The following is a 20,003-nucleotide window of genomic DNA, read 5'->3' as shown; positions in this document are numbered from 1 at the left end:
GGTCACGCCTGCCTTCGCAGTAGTGCGATCAGACGATCGAAGATCGGTAGGTGCGAGTCCTCCCTGGCCCGGAGGCGGAATTCGTAGCGCAGGGTGCGAACATCACGAGCGGTTCGCGGGATGGCCTCGACCAGGCGCTCAAGCACGGCCTCGTCCTCGCCCCGCACGTTGTCGGCAATCCGTGACAGGACCGCGACGGCTTCCTCCGAGATGATCTTTATCCCGTCGTTGATGGCGAGCCGAAGAAGCAGAGCCGCTGCTTCGAGATTGTCAGGATTGGTTGCGACAGCCCGCAGCAGCGGCACCGACCGAGTGCCGTCGGCCGGCCCGGCCGTCGATGGCTGGCTGGCGATGGCGAGCATGGCACCGACGGCCACCTCGCGGGGCCCGGTCCGGTCGTCGACGGCCCAGGCCACCAGCCGGTCGAGCACCGTGCCACTCTGCTGTGAACTCCCGTCACCGAAGAGTTCGACGACGGCGACGACAACCGCACCCCACAGCGGATAGCGGCCGGGCTTGTACTCCAGAAAGCGTCTGGTGATGATGTCGAGGGCACGATCGCAGTCCGTGGCACCGACCGGACCACCCAGGGCGACCGCGGCGGTGAGCTGCAGCCTGCTCCTGTCCCGGCGGTCATCTTCTTTCACGGTCGCCCAGTTCTCGAGCAGACCCCACACCACCTCTCTCAGCGACTCGTTCGTCGCTGGAACCCGCAGAGCGGTAGCGGACGCGCGACGCACCTCGCGCTGCTTGCCGTCGGCCCAGCCGTCGAGCACTCGGCTGCGGATGAACTCGAAATCGTCGACCGCCAAGAGGCTCGTCGCGATGGCGGCTCGCTCCCGCACATCGGGATCGGGGCCTCGAACGAGTTCTTCCACCCAGTCGAGGTAGACCTGTTGGAAGTAAGGAAACTCGTGCCAGAGCGTCGAGAGCATCGACCTGGGGTACTCGTTCCGGTTCGACGCGACCACGGTTGCCGGGATCTTGCCGTACGACTTCACAACCTCGCCGCGACGACATTCGGCGTCGACGGCGGCCAGCAACCTTCGCGTCGGCCGCGCCCAGGTTCGGATCGATGATCGGTGTTCCGGGTCCTCGGTCTCCTGGATGATCTCGTCCATCCGACGAGCAGCGGCCACCACCACCGGCATCGACATCCCGTCGAGAGCGGACAGGGCGAGGGCGAACGCTTTGTCCTCCCGCTCGGGAAGCTGAACGAACCAGCTCGCCGTCTCCGACGCCGCCTTGCTCAGCGCGTCCGGCAGAGCACATCGCCCAGCCAAGAAATCTCGCAATGCCCGGCCGAGCGCGGCCGCGTCGCCCACCCCTCCGAGCTGTGCCACCGCGCGGAGGACCTCCGGCTCGGCGAACAGCTTCGCCACGTCGGGGTGATCGGCGTCGTCGTCGCCCCGCAGATGACGGTTGAGAATCTCACGCTGGTCGGGCGGATTGTCGATGGTCAGACGATGGTCCTCGAGCTGGAACGGCAGGTCACCTCGGTGCGGCCAGACGACGATCATCTTTGCGTCGGTGGTTCGCAATGCCTCGACGAGTTGTTCGATCCGGGACAGCTCGATGGAGGTGCCGAGGCCCGTCCAAAGGTATCCAGCGTCCTGGACCAGGGACTCCGGGTCGCAATCGTCGACGCGGCCGCCTACCAGGTGATCGACCTGGCCGTCGCAGAGAGCGTCGAGCAGATGCAGGGCCAGGTGTTCACGACCGGAGCCGGCACGCCCGCTGAGGAACAAGAGGTGCGAGTCGAGCAGTCTTTCGCGAGCGGCGGTGTAGTCCTCCGGAAAGACGAAGGATGCACGGACCCTGGCAAGTGTGTGCGCCGATTGTGGCCGCCGGTCCTGGGCGGCGACCGCGTCCTGGCGCCCCAAGATGTTGATCTGCTGGTTGGTCGGCAGCCCGAAGGTGATCAGGGCGGATTCCAGCGCCCGTCGCTCCGCGTCGGTGCGGCCGGCGTTGGTGACCGCCTCCGTCTTGATCAGCTCGGCGTCGGCGGGCTTGTCGGCCTCCGCCGTCTCGCCGGCCCCTGTCCCCGGCTGCAGGGTTCCTTGCTCCGGCTTCGCCCTCTGGGGTTTTTCGTCCGTGGATACGGGCGGCGCATCCTCGGCCGAGGGCGCCGCCTCGGCCTGCACGGACATCAGCCGTCACCTCGTCCAGAGATCTTGCGGGCGACGGTGAAGTTGCCACCCTGCGTGTTGGTCGTGCCGACAACGCCGGTGTTCTTCCTGACTCGGTTGTTGTCGCCCTGGTGCACATTCATGACCGGAACGGCGTCGGACGGCTTCCCTGGAGCCGGCTCCCGGCGATCGCTTCCAGGCTGTGCCGGCGCCCCGGTCACGGTGAGCCATACCTTGATCCGCCCGCGCTTGTTCTCCAGCCGGCGCATGCGGAACAAATCAGGATTCGGCTGTTCGTGGCCCATCACAATGCCCCGGTAGAGATCGTCCGGCACGATCACGGCCATACGACCACGCGGGGCAAACGCGAGCGCTGCCTTGACCTCGTTGGCGTCAAGCATGGCAAAGGCCTCGTCCACCGCCGGCCCGCTGGATCCGCGCTTGTCGATGACAGCTTCGCCATGGTGGAGGACTAACCGCAACCGGAGCGGAATGTCACCCATAGTGCGTTGGCGCAGTGCGTCATCGATGGTCGGGACGAGCGGGTCGAGCAGCCGCCGCTTCGAGACTCTGGAGTCGACAAGAAGATAAATGCCGTCGCCCCGATCCTCTTGGCGCACGGCGGCGTCATCGATTCCAGCTCGGCGCAAGGCTTCACCGATCATCGCGTAGAGGTCGGCCCGGGCTCTCTCCTTCTCCGGCCCCGACAGGGCACCGGACCCTTCGATGTCGAGCACGACGATGGAGAAGTGATGCGGCTCAGCCATGGCAGACCCCCTCGGACGGACACTGAGGTGTGTCTATCCTGGAAGCGGTCGGCCCGTCTGTGGATTAATACCGGTTGGGCTCGGGCATCAAAGCGTCCCTGTTGAGAACGACGATGCGCTGCCGGGCTGTGGCCACCAGCTTCCGGTCCCGCAGCAGCTTGAGCGCCTTGGCCACGGCCTCGCGCGAGGCCCCGGTGGCTCCCGCGATCTCCTCCTGCGACAGGCGCAGGCCGATGGCGACCGTCGTGCCGTCCGCCGGAACGCCGTGTGTGTAAGCGAGCTCTCCCAGCAGCATCGAAACCCGTTCCAGAACGTCAAAGCCGGTGAATTCGAGCCGGCGCCGGTCCGACTCGCGCAGTCGCCCGATGACGGCTTCGAGCACCGCGAACAGCGCATCAGGATCGGCTCGTAGCCGCTCCCGGAACATCGAGGCGGGAACCAGCCGGGCGGACACCGTGTTGAGCGCACGGACCGTGGCCGATCGCGGGCTGCCGTAGAGGGCGGCCAACTCCCCGACGATCTCGCCCTTGCCTCGCAGGCCGAGGAGCGCCTCACGACCGGTCGATGACGAAACGGTTATCTTGACGACGCCGCCGAGCAGAATCGCGACGTGATCGGAGGCATCCCCCTCGCCGAATATCTTGGCGCGCGGCTCGAAGGCAACGACTCGGCCTCCCGGCAGTAGTTCCGTCATGCGGTGCCGGAGATTGGCGGGGAACACCGATCGCGTCAGGCCTTTCACGTTCCGAATATAGCGATGAGTGTCCACATGACTACGTGACGCATCAGGCGCCCGTCGGCAGGAACCCGCGGAGATCCGCTTCCGACAGCGGTCATTCTACACTCTGAGTTATGTAGATTCCATCTAGGTAGATAGCATCTACCTAGAAACGTCCAGGTAGGGACGGCAACGCATCACCTGGACGCCTGCACAGAGGCGCCTTCGACCACGCACCGTCAGAGACGCTTCGGAAACGGTCTCGACCTGGCCCGAAGTCCGTCAGAAATGTCGTATGCGACGACCCAACCGATCGCCCCGGAATACCGTCGGATACGCAGTGACGGTGACAGGGGGCGGGCGGCGGATGCCGAGAAGGACCGACAGCGAGTATCTGGCCTATGTGGAGGGCCGGATCGCGGGGCTGCGGCGGGCGGCATATCTGTTCTGCGGTGACTCGCACGCGGCTGATGACGTCGTGCAGGAGACGCTGACGAAGCTCTACAGCCGGTGGCCGGGGATCACCCAGGTGGAGAACCTGGACGCGTACGTGCACACCATGCTGGTCCGGGTCTTCCTGGACGAGCGCCGCCGCGGCTGGTGGAAGGTCGCGCTGCTCGACTGGCTGCCCGAGCGGGCGGCCGGGCCCGCGACCGACCGGGCCGAGGATCGGTCGGTGATCCGTACGGCCCTGTTGACGTTGCCGCCGCGGCAGCGGGCCGTCGTGGTGCTGCGATACCTATTCGACCTGCCGGTCAACGAGGTCGCCCAGATTCTCGGCTGCTCGCCGGGGACCGTGAAGAGCCAGTGCTCCCACGGCCTCGACCGGCTGCGTCAGACGTTCGACCAGACCGCCCTCACCGTCCCGGACCGATCATGACCCAGGAGTACCGCGACATGACCGAGGAGGACCGCATCGTGCGGATACTGCGACAGCTACCCGATGAACCCCCCGCTCCGTCGACCGTCGACGTGGCGCGCACCATGGTCGAGGGACGCCGCCGGCGCCGGGCCCGCCGCTGGTCGGCCGGGGTCGGGCTGGCCGCGGTGACCGCGATCGCGGCCGGCGGCGGCACCGCGGCGGTGTCGGCCATGCGCGAGACGGCCCCGGTTCCGGTTCCGGCCGCGACCCCCGTAGCGAGTCGATCATCGGAGCCGGTCAAGACACCCACCGGCTGCCGGGTCGCCCTGCTGCCGACCGGGGACATCACGAAGGCCCTGGTCACCTCGGGCGACCCGACCGGCCGCTACCTCGCCGGCCGCGTCTACCCGCCGGGCCGCAAGGTGCACACGGTGCTGTGGAAGGACGGCGTCCTGCAGCCGCGCCCCGCGATGCCGGGCGCCGACGCGTCGTTCGAGGACATCAACTCGGCCGGCCTCGCCGTCGGCACCAGCTTCGACGGCGACCGACAGCAGGCGTACGCCTCCACGGCCGAGACGACCACGCGGCTCAAGGGCGGCCGGGCGGTCGCGGCCGCCGTCAACGACAAGGGTGTCATCGCCGGCACCCTGGGCGAGCCGCATTTCGGCGGGGTCCCCACCCGTTGGCCGTCGCTCACCGCCGCCCCGGTCAAACTGCCGCTCCCGGCGGGCTTCATAGGCGGTGACGCGGGAGCGATCGCCGAGGACGGCACGATCGCCGGCACCGTGCAGCGCACAGGCAAGGAGGGCACCGGCTACCTCTGGCTGCCCGACGGCTCGGGCCGCCTGATGCCGCCGCCCACCTTCAAGGACGGCTCGAAGGCCACCCACTTCTGGCCCGAGTCGATCATCGACGGTGTGGTCCTCGGGCGCGGCATACGCGACGGCGGCGACGGCTCGCGCTCGTTCGAGTCGTTCCGTTACCGCATCGCCACCGGGAAATACGAGCGGCTCCCGATCGAGCTCTTCCCGCCGGCGATCGGCGCGGCCAACGGGTGGGTGCTGGGGACCACCAACGGGTACGCCCCCGTCGTCGTCAGCGGCGAAGAGGTCGTCCAACTGCCCAAATACAAGGGCATGACCGAGTACGTGGTGTCGGCCTTCAGCGCCGACGGTAAGTCGGGCGCCGGTTACACCACCGACACCACGGACGCCGAGCCGGTCGCCAACCGTCCCCTGCGGTGGACGTGTAGCTGATCAGCGGGTCCGGTCGAGCAGACCCCGCAGGCCTACGGTGTCGGCCGTGGTCCAGCCGGGTGGGGCGGCTCTGATGATCCGGTCGCCGTGCCGCACCCCCGGCCGGGACATGATCAGCTTGGGTGGGCGATCATGGCCGTGGACGAATCCTCACCGCCGGTGTCCAGACGGAACGGCGGGTGGGCGTCGGTCATCAGGGCGGCGTAGGGGGCGACCCGCAGCAGCCAGCGGTCCGGGCTGAAGCTGGGCGAGATGGTCGGGCTCCTCGCCCAGACTGAACGGCGGGTATTTGTCGGTGCCGAGGCGAAGTTGCCCTGCCCCGCGCTAACGCACAACGAGGGGGCAGGGCAACCGCTCGGCTTACGCCGGTTCGATCCAAATGTTGCGGTAGCGGACGTTGGCGCCGGGGTCGCCGTGGTCCTGCAGGCGGATCGGCAGGTTGGCGGCCGACTCAGCCGCGCCCGCACCCGTCGGTCCATCGATCTCGATGTTGTTGTGCACGGTCTGCCCGTTCCACACGACGGTGACGCGGGCGTTCTCGGTCTTCGTGGTGCCGCTGAAGCGGGCCGCCCGGAACGTGACGTCGTACGTCTGCCACGTCTCGGGGGCGGTCGCGGCGTTCACTGACGGCGCCCGCTTCAGATAGATCGCGCCGGCGTCGTCCATGGCCGGGGTCGCCTTGCCGAACGAGTCGAGCACCTGCAGTTCGTACCGGTCCTGCAGGTAGATCCCGCTGTTGCCCCGCTGCTGCCCGGTCACGTCGGCCGGCAGGGTCGGGATCTGGAACTCGACGTGCAGCTTGAAGTCGCCGAACGTCTGCTTGGTACGGATGTCGCCGCCGAGCACCTCGGCCGACCCGCCCGAGACCGGCCAGGTGACCGCTCCCCCGCTGCCGTTCTGGAAGGCGTTCAGGGTGCCGCCGTTGAACAGGTTGACTCGGCTGGTGCCGTTGTGGGTCCAGCGTCGCTGCGCGACATCGGACCACGTCCAGATCTGTACCTGTGTGCCGTCCGCGGTCGCGCCGCCGGCGACGTCGAGCACCTTGCCCGACTGCGGGTTCAGCAGCGACCCGTTGGCCTGGGGTTGCCACACCTGGGCCGCGCTGTTGTTGCAGGTGTAAAGCTGCACTTTCGTACCGTCGGTGGTGCCCCCGTTGTCGATGTCGAGGCACTTGCCGAGGGCCCGCAGCGTGTTGCCGTCGCGGGTCCAGCTCTGCGCGGTCGAGTTGTTGCAGGTCCAGAGCTGAATCTTCGATTTGTCGGCGGTGTTGGCATTGTCGACGTCGAGGCACTTGCCGCCGAGGCCGGTGATCGTGCCGGTCTTCGCCACCGGGGCCGCCGTGCCGCCGACCGTCAGGCTGTCGAGGTTCACGTGCCCGACGTCACCGGTGTCCACTTTGTAGGCGATGGTGTTGCCGCCGGCCCGCAGGGTGACCGTCTCGACCTTGTCGGCCCACGTGTCCCAGTTGCCGGTGTCGGCCAGGCTGATCTGCCGCAGCTTGGTCCCGTTGACATAGAGGCTGACCGTCTTCGCTCCCGCCGACGGGTTCGGCCCGTTGCTGAAACGCAGAGAGACCGGGTACGACCCCGCGGACGGAACGTTCACCGTGAAGGTGGTCGCCGCACCGACCGAGCCGTAGCCGGCCACGAATCCGGAACCGGTGTAGCCGGTGTGGTCGGTCGCCACGCCCGCGCTGCCGCTGAGCCCCGAGTTCTCGGCCTCGACCCGGTCGCTGCGCAGCGTCGTGCCGTCGGCCAGGCTGTTCAGCGTGTACCAGGCCTCGGTGCTCCACAGCGAGCTGCCCGAGGTCGAGGTGAAGGGCCGGGCCGACCGCACGTGGACCACCCGTCCCGGCTTGAGCCCGGCCAGCTTGAGGGTCACCTTGAGCCGGTCGGACGACAGCGTGGCCGACGTGACCTGCAGGGCCTCCTCGTCGACCTTCGGGCCGCCGTACTGCGGCGTGGATACGTACCGCCACTGGGTTGCCTTGTAGTTGGCGGCGGTCGCGGCCGACACCGGCTGGGTGTATTCGAGCTCGAACCCGTCGGCGATCGCCCGCATGGCCTTGATGTCGAAGACGCTGGTGCTGTTGGGGGTCAGCTTCTGCAGGCCGTAGGTGAGCTTGCCCTCCTGGCCCCAGTTGCCGCCCGCGCCGAGCCCGCCGACGTAGAGCGCGCCGTCCGGGCCCTGGTTGAGCCGCAGCACACCCATCTCGAGGCCCTGGGTGAGCCGGAAGACCGCGCCCTGGTACTGGCCGTTGATCTTTTCGAGGTACGCGCGCTGGATGCCGCCGTACGTGACGTCGCCGAAGAGCATCTGACCGGCGTACGGGCCGCTGTTGAGCATGATCGGGGTGCTCGGCGAGTTGGCGATCTCGTTCTGCGGCAGCCACAGCACGGGCTGGGTGACCGGCTGCGAGTCGAACGGGCCGTCCGGGTTGGTGTAGTGGCCGAAGAACCGGTCCTGCTGGATCTGCACCAGTTTGGACGCGGGCAGCCAGCCGCCCTGGTTGTCGGTGACGAACATGGTGCCCTCGGGGCCGTAGCCGATGCCGTTGGGGGTGCGCAGCCCGCCGGCCAGGTATTGCACGGCGCCGGTCGTACGGTTGATCTTGAGGGTGGTGCCGCGGTTCGGCGAGCCCTGCGGTTCGGTCGTCGCGCCGCCGAGATTGATCGACACGGACAGGTTCAGGTAGAAGAAGCCGTCCTGGTAGAGCAGGCCGAACGCGAACTCGTGGAAGTTACCGTCGAAGGGCCAGGTGGCGACCCGCCGGTACTGGTCGATCGTGCCGTCGCCGTTGGTGTCGTTGAGCTCGGTCAGCTCGTGCTTCTGGGAGACATAGATCTTCCCGTCGACGATCTTCAGACCCATCGGCTCGCGCAGCCCGGTCGCGATCTTCTTGTACGTGACCTGGCTGGGCGACGTGGTGCCGGTGACCCCGCTGAGCACGTAGACCTCGCCCACGCTGGTGTCGCTGCCGCCCCAGGTCGCGATCGCGAGGCGGCCGTCGGGGTACCAGTCCATCGCGGACACCTGCGGCTGGAAGCCGGTCGGGCGCAGGTTCGTCAGCGTGTAGCCGGGGTGCACGCCGGTCAGCGGCAGGCCGTCGCCGGGGCTGTCGGCCGCGCCCTCGCACTCCTTGCGGCCCGGCGCGGTCACGCGCACGACGCCGTCGTCGGTGCTCAGCGCCGAGTTCGGGACCACCGCGTACGCCGAGGCGCCCGGGGGACGCCACTCGAGGGTGAGCTGCTGGCCGCCGCCCTGCTCGAAGAACTCGATGAGCAGCGCGTGATAGCCGGCCGTGAGGTTGATGCTGCCCTCGACGGCCACGACGCCGTGCAGGCCGTCGTTGTTGACGACCAGGTTGTTGTCGATGCGCAGCCGCGAGCCGTCATCGCTGGTCAGGCGGAACGCGTACGTGCCTGCCGTGGTGATGTTGATGTTGCCGATCACCTCGGACTGGAAGCGGTCCTCCTGGCCGAAGTCGGCCGCTGTCGTCCAGTTGACGACCGGCATGAGCTTGTCGACGTTCGGTGTCTGGCCGGGCTTGAGCGTGCAGATCGTGTCACGGTTCGTCTGCAAGTCGTACGTGCGCAGCGTGACACCGGCGATCTGCGGGGGTACGGCGGCTTGGGCGGGGACGGGGAGTAATGCGCCCACCAGGGCGGCGGCGGACAGCAGCACCAATCTCTTCATACGGCGCTCCAGACGCGGTTCCGCGCCGATGCATTGGGGGTGGCATCGACGCATGGGGATGCGTAGAAACGCTAGAGGCAATCGGAAGTAAAGTAAACGTTGTGTTACCGCGTGTGCGCCGCCCGTTTCGACGGCGCACACGCGGTCACTCCGTCAGGTGCGCGCCGATCTCGGTCTCGCTGACCCGGGTCGGTTCCAGCACGCGGTGCAGGAATTCCCGCGTACGCTCCTCGCGCGGGCTGCCGAAGACCTGCGCGGGCGGTCCCGCCTCGACGATCACGCCACCGTCCATGAAGACCACCCGTGAGGCGACCTCGCGGGCGAAGGCCATCTCGTGGGTGACCACGAGCATCGTCATGCCCTCGGCGGCCAGGCCCCGCATGACCGCGAGGACCTCGCCGACCAGCTCGGGGTCGAGCGCGCTGGTCGGCTCGTCGAAGAGCATCAGCTGCGGGTCCATCGCGAGGGCGCGGGCGATGGCGACACGCTGCTGCTGACCGCCGGAGAGCTGCGCCGGATAGGAATCGGCCTTGTCGGCCAGCCCCACCCGGTCGAGGTTCTCCTGCGCGATCCGGTTCGCCTCGGCGCGGCCACGCTTGAGGACGCGGCGCTGAGCGATGGTGACGTTCTCCCGTACGGTCAGATGGCCGAACAGGTTGAACTGCTGGAACACCATGCCGACGCCACGGCGGACCGCGTCGATGTCGCAGTCCGGGTCGGTGACCTCGACGCCGGCCACCCTGATCGAGCCCGCGCTGGGCTCCTCGAGCAGGTTCACGCAACGCAGCAATGTGGACTTGCCCGAACCGGACGGCCCGATGACGCAGACGACCTCGCCCGCCTCGACGGTCAGGTCGATGCCGCGCAGCACCTCCAGCCGGCCGAACGACTTGTGCAGGGCACCGATCTCGATGGTCGACATCCCGGTCACTTCTCCCTCCCGGCCCGGCGTTCCAGACCGCGTACGAGCTGCGACAGCGGCAACGTGATGACGAGGTAGAGCAGACCGGCCACCACCAGCGGGGTCGGGTTGACCCGCGTGTTCAGCGTGTCGCCGGCGAACTTGGTGAGCTCGATCGTCGTCGTGGTCACGCCGAGGACGTACACCAGGGAGGTGTCCTTGGTCAGCAGGATGATCTCGTTGGTCAGGGGCGGGATCACGATGCGGAACGCCTGCGGCAGCACGATCGAGACCATCGCCCGCGGGTGGGACATGCCGAGCGTACGGGCTGCTTCGAGCTGGCCCTTGGGGACGGCCTGGATGCCCGCCCGCAGCGTCTCGGCCATGTAGGCGGCCGCCGTGAGACCGAGGCCGACGGTGACCGAACCGTAGACGCCGCCCGGGATCTCGCGGTCGGGGAAGGCCAGCGGTACGCCGTAGCCGACCATGAAGAGCACGAGCAGGGCGGGCAGGCCGCGGAACAGTTCGATGTACGCCGTGGCGAACCAGCGGTACGGCAGGATCGACGACAGCCGCATGAGGGCCAGGCCGAGCCCGACCGTCAGGCCGAACACGAACGCCAGCAACGTGTAGACGATCGTGTTTCGCAGCGCGATCGTGATCGCCTCGGGGAACATGCTCGCGGCGACGTCGGAGCGGAAGAACGCGTCGGACAGGCGGCCCCAGTCGGCCGCGGCGACCACGGCGAGGATCGCCGCGGCGAAAACGATGTAGCCGGCGACGCGGACGAGGCGTCGCCGGCGGCGAGGAGTCAGTTTCACGCTTGTCACGCAGCCGGCTTGGCGCCGATCCACTCCGCGTAGATCTTGTCGTACGTGCCGTCGGTGCGGGCCGCCGCGAGGGCCTCGTTGACCGCCTTGAGCAGCTCGGCGTTGCCCTTCTTCACGGCGAAACCGTACTGCTCACCGGTGTCGAAGCCGGCCGCGACGACGACCTTGCCCGGGTTGGCCTTGATGTACTCGTTCCAGACCGGCAGGTCGTTGACGGCCGCGACGACCTGGTTGGTCGCGAGGGCCTGCTGCAACGCGGCGAGGTCCTTGTAGGAGACCACCTCGATCTTGAGGCTCTTCTCCTTGACCTGCGTGTTGATGTAGTCCTCACCGGTGGTGCCGCCCTGCACGCCGAGACGCTTGCCGGCCAGCTCCTCGAGGGTCTTGACCTCTTTGCCGGTCTGCGTGGCGAGGGCCTGGGTGGCGTCGAAGTAGGGGTCGGAGAAGTCGAGCACCTTCTTGCGCTCGTCGGTGATCGTCATGCCGGCCGCGGCCACGTCACACTTGCCGGAGTTCAGGTCGGCGCCCGACTTGATGCCCTCGAACGGCGTGTCCACGATCTCCTGCTTGACGCTGAGCTTCGTGGCGACCAGGTCGATGAGCGCGACGTCGAAGCCGACGACCTTGCCGGACGAGTCCTTCGACTGGAACGGCGCGTAGGGCAGGTGGGTGCAGGTGGTCAGCGAGCCCGACTTGATCAGGGCCACGCCGGTGTCGGTGGTGCCGCCCTTGTCCTCTTTGGCGCAGCCCGCGGCGCCGCCGATCGCCAGCGTGGTCACGGCCGCCAGCACGGCCAGTCTATTCGTCATTCTCATATGTCTCTCCCCGGATCGCAGCCTGCGCCCGCAGCGCGGCGATCACATGCTAATCCACTCGGCTCTATATTATTTGGCGAGCCGGTTCAGCTGTGCCTCGCGGGCGTCCACCGACTGACCCTGCACCATGAAGAACAGGGCCGACCGGGCGTAGAACTGGGCGGTGTCCCCGGCGGAGATGCCCCGGCCGGAACGAGCGATCACCAGGGCCCGGGTCAGGGTGGCGAGCGCCTCACCGGCGGCGACCTTCAGGGCGAGCCGCTCGTCGACCCGGTGCGCGCCGTCGCCGAGGCGGGCGACCTCATCGGCCAGGGCATAGGCCTGCGCACGGAGGAGGTCGACACGGCCGCCCCAGACGTCGGCCACCGCGCGGGCCGCGGCGGCACGCTCGCTGGCGAGCTCACCCAGGACAGTCGCCGCGAGCCCGAACAGATGCGGCCGGGCGTCGACCGTGGAGTTGAGGTCGGCCCGCTGCCACTCACCGAGATCCTGGACGGCGATGACGTCCTCGTCGGGAACGGGCACTCGGTCGAGTCGCACCCGTTCGGTGTGACTGCCCGCGACCGCGCTCAGTCGCAGCGGGGTGCCGCGGGTGCGATCACCGACCGGCACGAGAGCGGTCACCACCGTACGGGTGGTGGAGTCGACCGCGGCCACGCCGAGCGCCTCGTTGAGGCCCCAGCCGCTGACCCAGCTGACGGTGCCGTCGAAGATCCAGCCGTCGGCCACGCGGGTCGCCGCTATGTGGCGGCCGGGAAAGTGCCGGACGTCGCTGATCGCCGCCCCGAGCAGCAGGCGGCCACGCAGGGCGGATTCGGCGAGCCGACCCGGAGGGCCGTCGGCGGCTGCGATTCGGCCGACCATCGGGGCGTGCTGGGCCCAGACGAGCCAGGTGTTCGCGCAGGCGCCGGCGAGGATCTCATGCAGCCGGCGATCGGTGCCCCGATCAGCGGCGGCGCCTTCGTACTCCGCGGGCGCGAGGTGATTGAGCAGGCCCAGGCCGGCCAGCGCTTCGATGGTGGAGGGGGGAACCCCGTCGCGGTCGGTGCCGAGGGCCGCCGGACGGAGGACCCGGTCGGCGAACTGCTGGACATTCCCCGCGAGCGCCTCACCCAGGCTGCGATCCACGCTCGCATGCTAAACCGTTACCTCTCAGTGTGCTTTGGTGAGCACATGGTCGGTAGTCCTGCCTTGCGGCGGGACGGTCCCGGTCTGACCGACTGATGTCGTGCCGGGTTCACGCTTCACAGCCACCTGCCCGCATACACGGGTCTTCCGGTCAGCTCCACGTGCTGCCACCGAGCCACTCCCGGCAGTATTGTCGTACTCGACCGCGAGAGCGGCCGGGTCTAGGCCGTGTCTAGTGGATCTTGAGGGAAGATCCGGATCATCCCGCTTGTTGATCATGTCGCGATGAGTGCCCGATTTGAACTGACTGACGCCGAGTGGGAACTTCTCAAACCCTTGCTGCCCGCCGATCCGCCTCGTGGGGGCCGGTGGATCGATCACCGCACGGTCATCTCCGGGATCCTGTTCCGGGAACGCACCGGTATCCCGTGGCGGGACCTGCCTGCCCGTTTCGGTAACTGGAAGACTGTTTACCTGCGCAAACGGCGGTGGGCGCTGGACGGGACCTGGCAACGCATCGCCGAGAAGCTGCGCCTGGACACCGATCTGGGCGATCCCGAGTGGACTTTGGGTATCGACTCCAGCGTCGTACGCGCTCATCAACACGCCGCCGGGGCCCGCCATCAACGCCCGGCCGACGAGTCAAAACGCTGACGGCGGCCGGACCCGACAGCGAACCCAAAGCCCTGGGCCGTTCCCGGGGCGGGTTCAGCACCAAGCTGCACCTGGCTGCCGACCTGCACAGCAGGCCCATCTCCCGCGCCCTGACCGCCGGGCAACGCCACGACCGGATCGGCTTCGACCCGGTCATGGCCGGTATCCGCATTCCCCGACACCACGGACGACCCCGCACCCGCCCGGCACACCTTCTGGGTGACAAGGGCTACTCCGTGGCCGCGATCCGCGCCGGGCTACGCCGGCGCGGTATCCGCGTGACCATCCCCGAACGCAAGGACCAGCAGAAAAACCGGCTCAACCGTGGCCGCCACGGCGGGCGCCCACCCGGCTTCGACCGAGAGCGATACCGGCAGCGCAACACCATCGAACGCGCGATCAACAAACTGAAACAGTTCCGCGCCGTCGCCACGCGCTACGACAAACGCGCCTTCATGTACCTGGCCACCATCGACATCGCCACCATCAAAATCTGGCTACACGACCTCACCAAGATCAACTAGACACGCCCTAGCGCGGCGTTCCGGTCCGGTCGATGACCAGCCCGCACGCCTCACAGGCGAATTCGCGCTCGGACAGAGCCGGCTTGGTTGTCACCGCGCCCCATGCCGAGCAGGTCTTGGAAAAGCGATCCCGCAACGCGCCCTTGCACAAACGTTGACATCACGGCCAGCCGCCGAGATCGCAGAGACGACACCGGAACGCACACCATCGCTCACGGCCCCCCTTCCTGCCCGCGCCCATCGGGACGAAAGCAGCCTCCCGTACCACATGGCAACTAGTCAAGAGACATATTGTCGTCTGCCTAGGATTTGGCACGTGGCGTCGCGGCACGGCTGCCTACGGGTACCGGTGGCCGCTGCCCATTCTTTCCATTGACACCGTCACTATTGCCAACCACTGAGCACTACCGACTATCAACACGTCAGCAGATGCCACCCCTCGGCCGGGGCGGCCGCCGGTTCAGTTCGGGTGGCCCTCGCGCAGCTCCCGGACCAGGGACGAGACGACGGCTTTGAGGCTTCCGCCGTTGTCCGCGGCGACTCGGAGCTGGCGCTGGTAGCTCGCGCCGCGGTCGACGATGTCGCGCACGTGCCCCAGCTCGGTCGTGCAGCCCAGCGCATGGGCGATCGGCTCGAGCACCGGCAGGAGTTGGTCGAGGTCCTTGGAGACGAGGCGCTCATCGCCCGCCGCGTTCTGAATGATGATCGCGTCCATGCCGTAGCGGGCGGCGCGCCACTTGTTCTCGCGCACGAACCAGGGCTGCATCTGTGGCACCTCGCGCCCGGCGTCGAGCTCGCGCGAGAAGTATTCGACCAGGCACTGGGTCAGGGCCGCGATCGCCCCGATCTCGCGCACGTTCGGGATGCCGTCGAACGTGCGCACCTCGATCGTGCCCCACGTCGGCGAGGGGCGGATGTCCCAGCGCAGCTCGTTCAGTTCCTCGATGACACCGACGTGCTTCAGGTCGGCGACCATCGACTCGTACTGGCTCCACTCGGTGAACTGCGGCGGCAACCCGGCCGTCGGGAGCTGCTGGAACATCAGCGCGCGGTTGGAGGCGTACCCCGTGTTCTCTCCCGACCAGAACGGGCTCGACGCGCTCAGCGCTTGGAAGTGGGGCAGGTAGCCGAGCAGCCCGTCGATGATCGGGAAGACCTTGCGACGGTCCTCGACCGCCACGTGCACGTGCACGCCCCAGATCATCATCTGCCGGCCCCACCACCGGGTGCGGTCGATCAGGGTGGCGTAGCGCGGCTTGCCCGGCGTCACCTGCTGCTGGAACCACTGGCTGAACGGGTGCGTCCCCGACGAGAGAAGATCAACACCCATCGGTTCCGCGTACGCGCTGACGCGCTCGACGAGGCGGGCGAGGTCGGCGACGGCGTCACGGGTGCGGTCGTGGGGCGCGGTGACCAGCTCGACCGTGTTGGTGAGCAACTCGCTGGTCACATGAGGGAAGCCGGTGTTGGTGCCGAGCTTGGCGAGCAGGGCGGGGGCAGCCGCGGTCAGCTCACCGCTGCGGCGGTCGACGCACGCGATCTCCCATTCGATCCCCAGACGCGATCTCAGCGACGAGCCGAAATCAATCCGCATGAACCCGCCCCAACCGACTGTCAGAAGATGCCGGACATGTCGCCCCGAGCGATCGCGGCCCGGGACGCAACGCTCATGATCGCCATCCTACCCGCCAATTCCGATCGGTCCGATGCTCCATGGAATCGACAGTCTTCACTTGAGATTTGGCCCCGGCCCTGGTCAGGCGACCTTGAAGGGCCGGCTAGGGCGGCCGCTCGGCCCCGGCCGGGTAGGCAGCGCCGGTGGTGCGTCTCGTCCGGGCTACCGTTTCGCGATGATCGATTCGTTGGGTCTTGTGATCTTCGACTGTGACGGTGTGCTGGTCGACAGCGAGCGCATCGCCGTCCGGGTCAACGTCGCGCTGGGCGCGCGGCTCGGCTGGCCGCTGACCGCGCAGGACGTGATCGACCAGTTCGTCGGCCGCTCGGTCACCTCCATCAGCGAGATCGTCGCCGCCCGGCTCGGCGCCGAAGCCGCCGGCACGTGGCGCGAACGCTTCGACATCGAACACCGCGAAGAGGTCGACTCCGGCCTGACCGCCGTGGAGGGCATCGAGGAGGCACTCGACCAGATCACCCTGCCGACTTGTGTGGCCTCCAGCGGCACCCACGAGAAGATGAGGCACACGCTCGGGCGCACCGGCCTCTACGACCGCTTCGCCGGCCGCATCTTCAGCGCTACGGAAGTCGCTCACGGCAAGCCCGCCCCCGACCTGTTCCTGCACGCCGCCGCCCGCATGGGGGTGCCACCCTCGGCGTGTGTCGTGGTCGAGGACAGCCAGTACGGCGCCCAGGCAGCGCGAACGGCCGGGATGCGCTGCCTCGGTTTCGCCGGCGGCCTCACCCCCGCCCACCGGCTCGAAGGCCCCGCAACGGTCGTCTTCGAGCACATGAGCGAGCTCCCGGCCCTGCTCGACACCGTCCGCACCAGCCGCTGACCCGTCTGCGGCAGAACCGGCCGGCGGTGGCGTCGGCCGGCACCGATCTCGCGGGAGTCGGATTTCGCTGCACGTCGAGCGGCAGGCGCGAGCCACCCGCTCCCCCGACTACGTCACTTGAACGAGCCGGAGGCCGCCGGAGGCCTCCGGAAGCCGCTGGAAGCCGCCGGAGGCCGCGGAGGCCGCCGGAAGGTGATCTCCCGACGGCCTCCGGTCTGGCGAAGGTCAGCTCACGGCGACGTCGAAGACGTGCATTATGCCGCGGTCGGTGGACTCGGGGAGGGTGACCGAGGCGACCGTCCTGGCCGCGTCGAGTGCCACCGGCTGGGAGGCGAAGAGGCGGAACGTTCCGCCGCCGGCCGTGCCGTTCGCGTTGTTGCGGCCGGCGAGGGTGGCCACGGCGGTCTCACCGGCGGCGGGGTTCGCGCCCCAGTCGCTCAGCGAGAACGGCACCGGCTGGGTCGTGCCGTCGGTGTAGGTGACGATCGCCGTGCCCGCGGCGGGGCCGTTGGTCGACAGGCCGAGGAACGACAGCGTGCCGCCGACGGTCTTGTCGGTGACGGCGACTCGCTGGCCGTGCGGGATCCAGTTGTCGGGCTGGCCGGGCTCGGCGGCGGGCCAGGTGAACGCCGTGCCGGGGACGGTCGCGCCGGGCGTGATGCCGGCCGCCGCGAGCGACGTACGCGAGAGCGACCAGTCGCTGAGGTCGAGCGAACCGAGGTTGCCCTGACCGTCAGGGGTGGTGCCGAGGTTGTTACGGGCGTCGGCGCCGGCGGTGTACGAGGGCGGGACGTCGGCGGCGCTGGTGCCCCACGCGCCGGGAGCAGACGTCATCGTGAAGTCGAGCGTGCCGCCCTTGCGCAGGAACGAGCTGTCGATCCAGGACGCGCTCCGCTTCTGGCCGTTGACGCGAAGACCGCCCACGTAGCGCGCGCCCCCGGCCGTACCGGAAGCCTTGATCTTGATCTCCCGGGACGAGCCGACCGGGTCGATCGTGATCTTGTCGAACATGGGGGCGCTGATGACCAGGTCACCGGTGCCGTGGACGGCCGGGTAGAGGCCGAGGTTGGCGAAGACGTACCAGGCGCTCAGCGCACCCGTGTCGTCGTTGCCGGGCAGGCCCGAGGGCGTGGTGTCGTACATCTCGTTGACGGCGCGGTAGAGGACGTCGACGCCCTTGGACGGCGCCTGCAGCCAGTTGTACACCCACGGGGTGCCGAAGGCGGGCTGGTTGGACAGGTAGTTGCCGGTCTGGGTGTAGGCGCCGGCGTCGAGCTTCTCCATGAGCACGTCGAGCCCGGCCGTGGACTTCTCGATGCCGCCGCGCTTGGCGATCAGCGTCGAGAGGTTGAACGGAACGTTCCAGCCGTACTGATACCCGGTCGACTGGTTGAACTGGCCGCGACCGGCGGAGTCGTCACGCACGCGCAGGTCGAACGAGCGGTCGAAGCCGTTCCGCGAGCGCGGCAGGATGTGCTGCGTCTGCGGGTCGAAGACGTTCATCCAGTTCTGCGAGCGGGCCGAGAAGAAGTCGTACGCCTGCTTGTCCCCGAGACGCTGGGCGAGCTGCGCGATGGCGAAGTCGTCGGTCGCGTACTCGAGGACGCGCGAGGTGGCGAAGTCGCCCTTCGCGTTCTCGATCATGCCGGTGGCGAAGTACTGGTAGCCGTCGGTGCGTGACGTCTTCGTGGCCGGCAGCACCTGGGTCGCCTTCATCGAGGCGAGGGCGGCCGCGCGGTCGTAGTCGGTCGCGCCCATGTCGTCGAGCGTGGCCAGGATGACCTGGTAGTTGTCGCCCTGCATGCGGGCCGAACCCGGCGCCCACGAACCCTTCTGCTGGGTCAGCGCCACGATCGAGCGGTTGATGTCGTTCGCGACCTTCGGGAAGGTCAGCGCGACGAGCTGCACCTGGCTGCGGTACGCGTCCCAGCCCGAGCCCGGGAAGTTGATGTTCTTGTAGAAGTGGTGGCCCTTTTCGACCGTGTGGATCTGCTCGTCGAAGCCTCGGTACTCGCCGTTGACGTCGTCACGGACGTTCGGGTTGAGGAACGCGTGGTACAGCGCGGTGTAGAGCTTGATGCGCTGCTCGTTGGTTCCACCATGCGCGTCGATCGTGCCGAGCGCGTCTTTCCATGCCTTTTTTGCATCGTGCTTGATGTCGTTGAAGTCGTGCTTGCCGACCTCTTGATTCCGGTTGAGCGCGGCGTTGGCGACGCTGGTGTAGCTGAAGCCGGTCTTCGCGACGACCTTCGCGCCGGTCTTGAAGGTGACCCAGGCGCCGTTGTCGTGCCGGTAGTCTACGCCGACATCGGTGCTGCTCTTGACCGCGTGCGCGGAGCCGGCGGTCATCGCGTCGTCGGTCCAGGTGCCGTACGACGCGAAGTCCTGGTCGTACTGGGTGGAGAAGTAGGCCTTGTAGTAGTTACCGTTGTCGCAGACGTCGACGCCGTACATCCAGCCCTCGACCGTGCGGGTCTTCGGGTCGATGGTGACCTCGCTGCCGAACGTGCGGTTGTTCGGTCCCGAGACGTCGAGCAGCAGGGTCGAGCTGCCGACCTGCTCGGCCGCTCCGGGCGCTCCGGGCGCTCCGGTCGTCTTCGGGAAGTCGAAGCGGCTCACGGCCGTGCGGGTGCTGGCGGTCAGCTCGGCCTCGATGCCGTTGTCGAGCTTCACTCCGTAGTAGCCGGGCTGCGATACCTCATTGGCATGACTGAAGCCCAAGTAATACTTTTTGATGTCGGCGTTCGGGTTGCTCGGCAGCACACCATCAACAAGATCCCCCGCGTACGGAATGGTGGGGAACTCATACCCGCCGAAGCGCCCGGTGCAGCCGGTGCCCGAGTAACGGGTCATGCCGAAGCCGCGGATCAGCGACGCGGTGTACTCGTAGCCGCCCTTCTCCCCGACGAGGGCATTGCCTTCCTTGTACGTGGTGGGGCTGGGCTGCACCATGCCGAAGGGCACCGCCGCGCCCGGGAACGTGTTGCCGTACGCGTCGTTGCTCTTGTTCTGCGTCGTGTCCATCTCGGTGCCGATGAACTGATTGACGGCGTCGACCGCCGAAAGCTCGTGCGTCGACGCAAGGGCCGGGGCCGCGTTGGCCGCGGACGCCATCATGGGCACGAGGCAGCCGGCGACCACGAGGGCCCGGCGCCATCCGCGTCCAGAACTCCATTCAGGCATTGCTCAGTCCTTCACGCTATCGACAGG

The 20,003-nt window shown here is 68.1% G+C and carries 14 protein-coding genes; 4 read left to right on the top strand and 10 right to left on the bottom strand.

Going from position 1 to position 20,003, the window contains the following annotated elements; genetic code table 11:
• Positions 1-2 precede the first annotated feature (2 nt).
• From EER30_RS12570 to EER30_RS12560, 3 genes are all read right to left on the bottom strand, one after another.
• Complete coding sequence (locus EER30_RS12570) at positions 3-2,150, bottom strand: hypothetical protein (RefSeq protein WP_127500569.1); 2,148 nt, start codon at positions 2,148-2,150, stop codon at positions 3-5.
• Complete coding sequence (locus EER30_RS12565) at positions 2,150-2,896, bottom strand: hypothetical protein (protein ID WP_127500568.1); 747 nt, start codon at positions 2,894-2,896, stop codon at positions 2,150-2,152. Before EER30_RS12565 ends, EER30_RS12570 begins: the two co-directional genes overlap by 1 nt.
• 64 nt (positions 2,897-2,960) lie before the next feature.
• Positions 2,961-3,638: a Crp/Fnr family transcriptional regulator gene (locus EER30_RS12560; protein WP_127500567.1), complete on the bottom strand. Its 678-nt coding sequence runs from the start codon at positions 3,636-3,638 to the stop codon at positions 2,961-2,963.
• A gap of 343 nt (positions 3,639-3,981) precedes the next feature.
• On the opposite strand from EER30_RS12560, the gene EER30_RS12555 reads away from it, so the two are divergent.
• On the top strand, positions 3,982-4,494 hold the full coding sequence (locus EER30_RS12555; protein ID WP_127500566.1) for a SigE family RNA polymerase sigma factor: 513 nt from the start codon (positions 3,982-3,984) through the stop codon (positions 4,492-4,494).
• Positions 4,491-5,732, top strand: a complete 1,242-nt coding sequence (locus EER30_RS12550; RefSeq protein ID WP_127500565.1) for a hypothetical protein — start codon at positions 4,491-4,493, stop codon at positions 5,730-5,732. The genes EER30_RS12555 and EER30_RS12550 overlap by 4 nt, the downstream gene beginning before the upstream one ends.
• Positions 5,733-6,092: 360 nt before the next feature.
• Here the strand turns inward: EER30_RS12550 and EER30_RS12540 are convergent, their stop codons facing one another.
• From EER30_RS12540 to EER30_RS12520, 5 genes are all read right to left on the bottom strand, one after another.
• Positions 6,093-9,428, bottom strand: a complete 3,336-nt coding sequence (locus tag EER30_RS12540; protein ID WP_127500563.1) for a 3-keto-alpha-glucoside-1,2-lyase-like domain-containing protein — start codon at positions 9,426-9,428, stop codon at positions 6,093-6,095.
• Positions 9,429-9,573: 145 nt separating this feature from the next.
• Positions 9,574-10,350: an amino acid ABC transporter ATP-binding protein gene (locus EER30_RS12535; protein WP_127500562.1), complete on the bottom strand. Its 777-nt coding sequence runs from the start codon at positions 10,348-10,350 to the stop codon at positions 9,574-9,576.
• 5 nt (positions 10,351-10,355) lie between these two features.
• Positions 10,356-11,150, bottom strand: coding sequence for an amino acid ABC transporter permease (locus EER30_RS12530; RefSeq protein ID WP_127500561.1), 795 nt, complete (start codon positions 11,148-11,150; stop codon positions 10,356-10,358).
• 5 nt (positions 11,151-11,155) lie between these two features.
• Positions 11,156-11,974 carry a basic amino acid ABC transporter substrate-binding protein gene (locus EER30_RS12525; protein ID WP_127500560.1) on the bottom strand — a complete coding sequence of 273 codons (819 nt, stop codon included), beginning with the start codon at positions 11,972-11,974 and terminating at the stop codon, positions 11,156-11,158.
• A gap of 69 nt (positions 11,975-12,043) precedes the next feature.
• Positions 12,044-13,102, bottom strand: a complete 1,059-nt coding sequence (locus EER30_RS12520; protein WP_127500559.1) for an acyl-CoA dehydrogenase family protein — start codon at positions 13,100-13,102, stop codon at positions 12,044-12,046.
• Between the two features lie 285 nt (positions 13,103-13,387).
• Here EER30_RS12520 and EER30_RS12510 point away from each other — a divergent pair.
• Positions 13,388-14,280, top strand: a protein-coding gene (locus EER30_RS12510; protein ID WP_432417531.1) for an IS5 family transposase whose coding sequence is annotated in 2 segments (ribosomal slippage) — positions 13,388-13,748 and positions 13,748-14,280 — 894 coding nt in all. Because the reading frame shifts where the segments join, the coding sequence is not laid out codon by codon here.
• 460 nt (positions 14,281-14,740) lie between these two features.
• Here the strand turns inward: EER30_RS12510 and EER30_RS12500 are convergent.
• Positions 14,741-15,874: a glutamate--cysteine ligase gene (locus EER30_RS12500; RefSeq protein ID WP_127500556.1), complete on the bottom strand. Its 1,134-nt coding sequence runs from the start codon at positions 15,872-15,874 to the stop codon at positions 14,741-14,743.
• Positions 15,875-16,130: 256 nt separating this feature from the next.
• Here EER30_RS12500 and EER30_RS12495 point away from each other — a divergent pair, with 256 nt between their 5' ends.
• Positions 16,131-16,793 (top strand): HAD family hydrolase, encoded by a 663-nt coding sequence (locus tag EER30_RS12495; RefSeq protein ID WP_127500555.1) that lies wholly within the window; start codon positions 16,131-16,133, stop codon positions 16,791-16,793.
• 225 nt (positions 16,794-17,018) lie between these two features.
• Here EER30_RS12495 and EER30_RS12490 read toward each other — a convergent pair whose 3' ends face one another.
• Positions 17,019-19,976 (bottom strand): GH92 family glycosyl hydrolase, encoded by a 2,958-nt coding sequence (locus tag EER30_RS12490; RefSeq protein ID WP_127500554.1) that lies wholly within the window; start codon positions 19,974-19,976, stop codon positions 17,019-17,021.
• Between the last annotated feature and the right edge of the window lie 27 nt (positions 19,977-20,003).

This window comes from Actinoplanes solisilvae, assembly GCF_003999975.1.
In the GTDB taxonomy this organism is placed as follows: Bacteria; Actinomycetota; Actinomycetes; order Mycobacteriales; family Micromonosporaceae; genus Actinoplanes; species Actinoplanes solisilvae.
The sequence above is the reverse complement of the archived record's forward strand: the minus strand, read 5'-3'. Positions and strand labels throughout refer to the sequence as shown.

What these genes read in the sequence shown, in the direction of transcription:
- EER30_RS12570 (WP_127500569.1), bottom strand. Translation starts at nt 2,150, where the DNA reads ATGTCCGTGCAGGCCGAGGCGGCGCCCTCGGCCGAGGATGCGCCGCCC.
- EER30_RS12565 (WP_127500568.1), bottom strand. Translation starts at nt 2,896, where the DNA reads ATGGCTGAGCCGCATCACTTCTCCATCGTCGTGCTCGACATCGAAGGG.
- EER30_RS12555 (WP_127500566.1), top strand. Translation starts at nt 3,982, where the DNA reads ATGCCGAGAAGGACCGACAGCGAGTATCTGGCCTATGTGGAGGGCCGG.
- EER30_RS12550 (WP_127500565.1), top strand. Translation starts at nt 4,491, where the DNA reads ATGACCCAGGAGTACCGCGACATGACCGAGGAGGACCGCATCGTGCGG.
- EER30_RS12540 (WP_127500563.1), bottom strand. Translation starts at nt 9,428, where the DNA reads ATGAAGAGATTGGTGCTGCTGTCCGCCGCCGCCCTGGTGGGCGCATTA.
- EER30_RS12535 (WP_127500562.1), bottom strand. Translation starts at nt 10,350, where the DNA reads ATGTCGACCATCGAGATCGGTGCCCTGCACAAGTCGTTCGGCCGGCTG.
- EER30_RS12525 (WP_127500560.1), bottom strand. Translation starts at nt 11,974, where the DNA reads ATGAGAATGACGAATAGACTGGCCGTGCTGGCGGCCGTGACCACGCTG.
- EER30_RS12500 (WP_127500556.1), bottom strand. Translation starts at nt 15,874, where the DNA reads ATGCGGATTGATTTCGGCTCGTCGCTGAGATCGCGTCTGGGGATCGAA.
- EER30_RS12495 (WP_127500555.1), top strand. Translation starts at nt 16,131, where the DNA reads ATGATCGATTCGTTGGGTCTTGTGATCTTCGACTGTGACGGTGTGCTG.
- EER30_RS12490 (WP_127500554.1), bottom strand. Translation starts at nt 19,976, where the DNA reads ATGCCTGAATGGAGTTCTGGACGCGGATGGCGCCGGGCCCTCGTGGTC.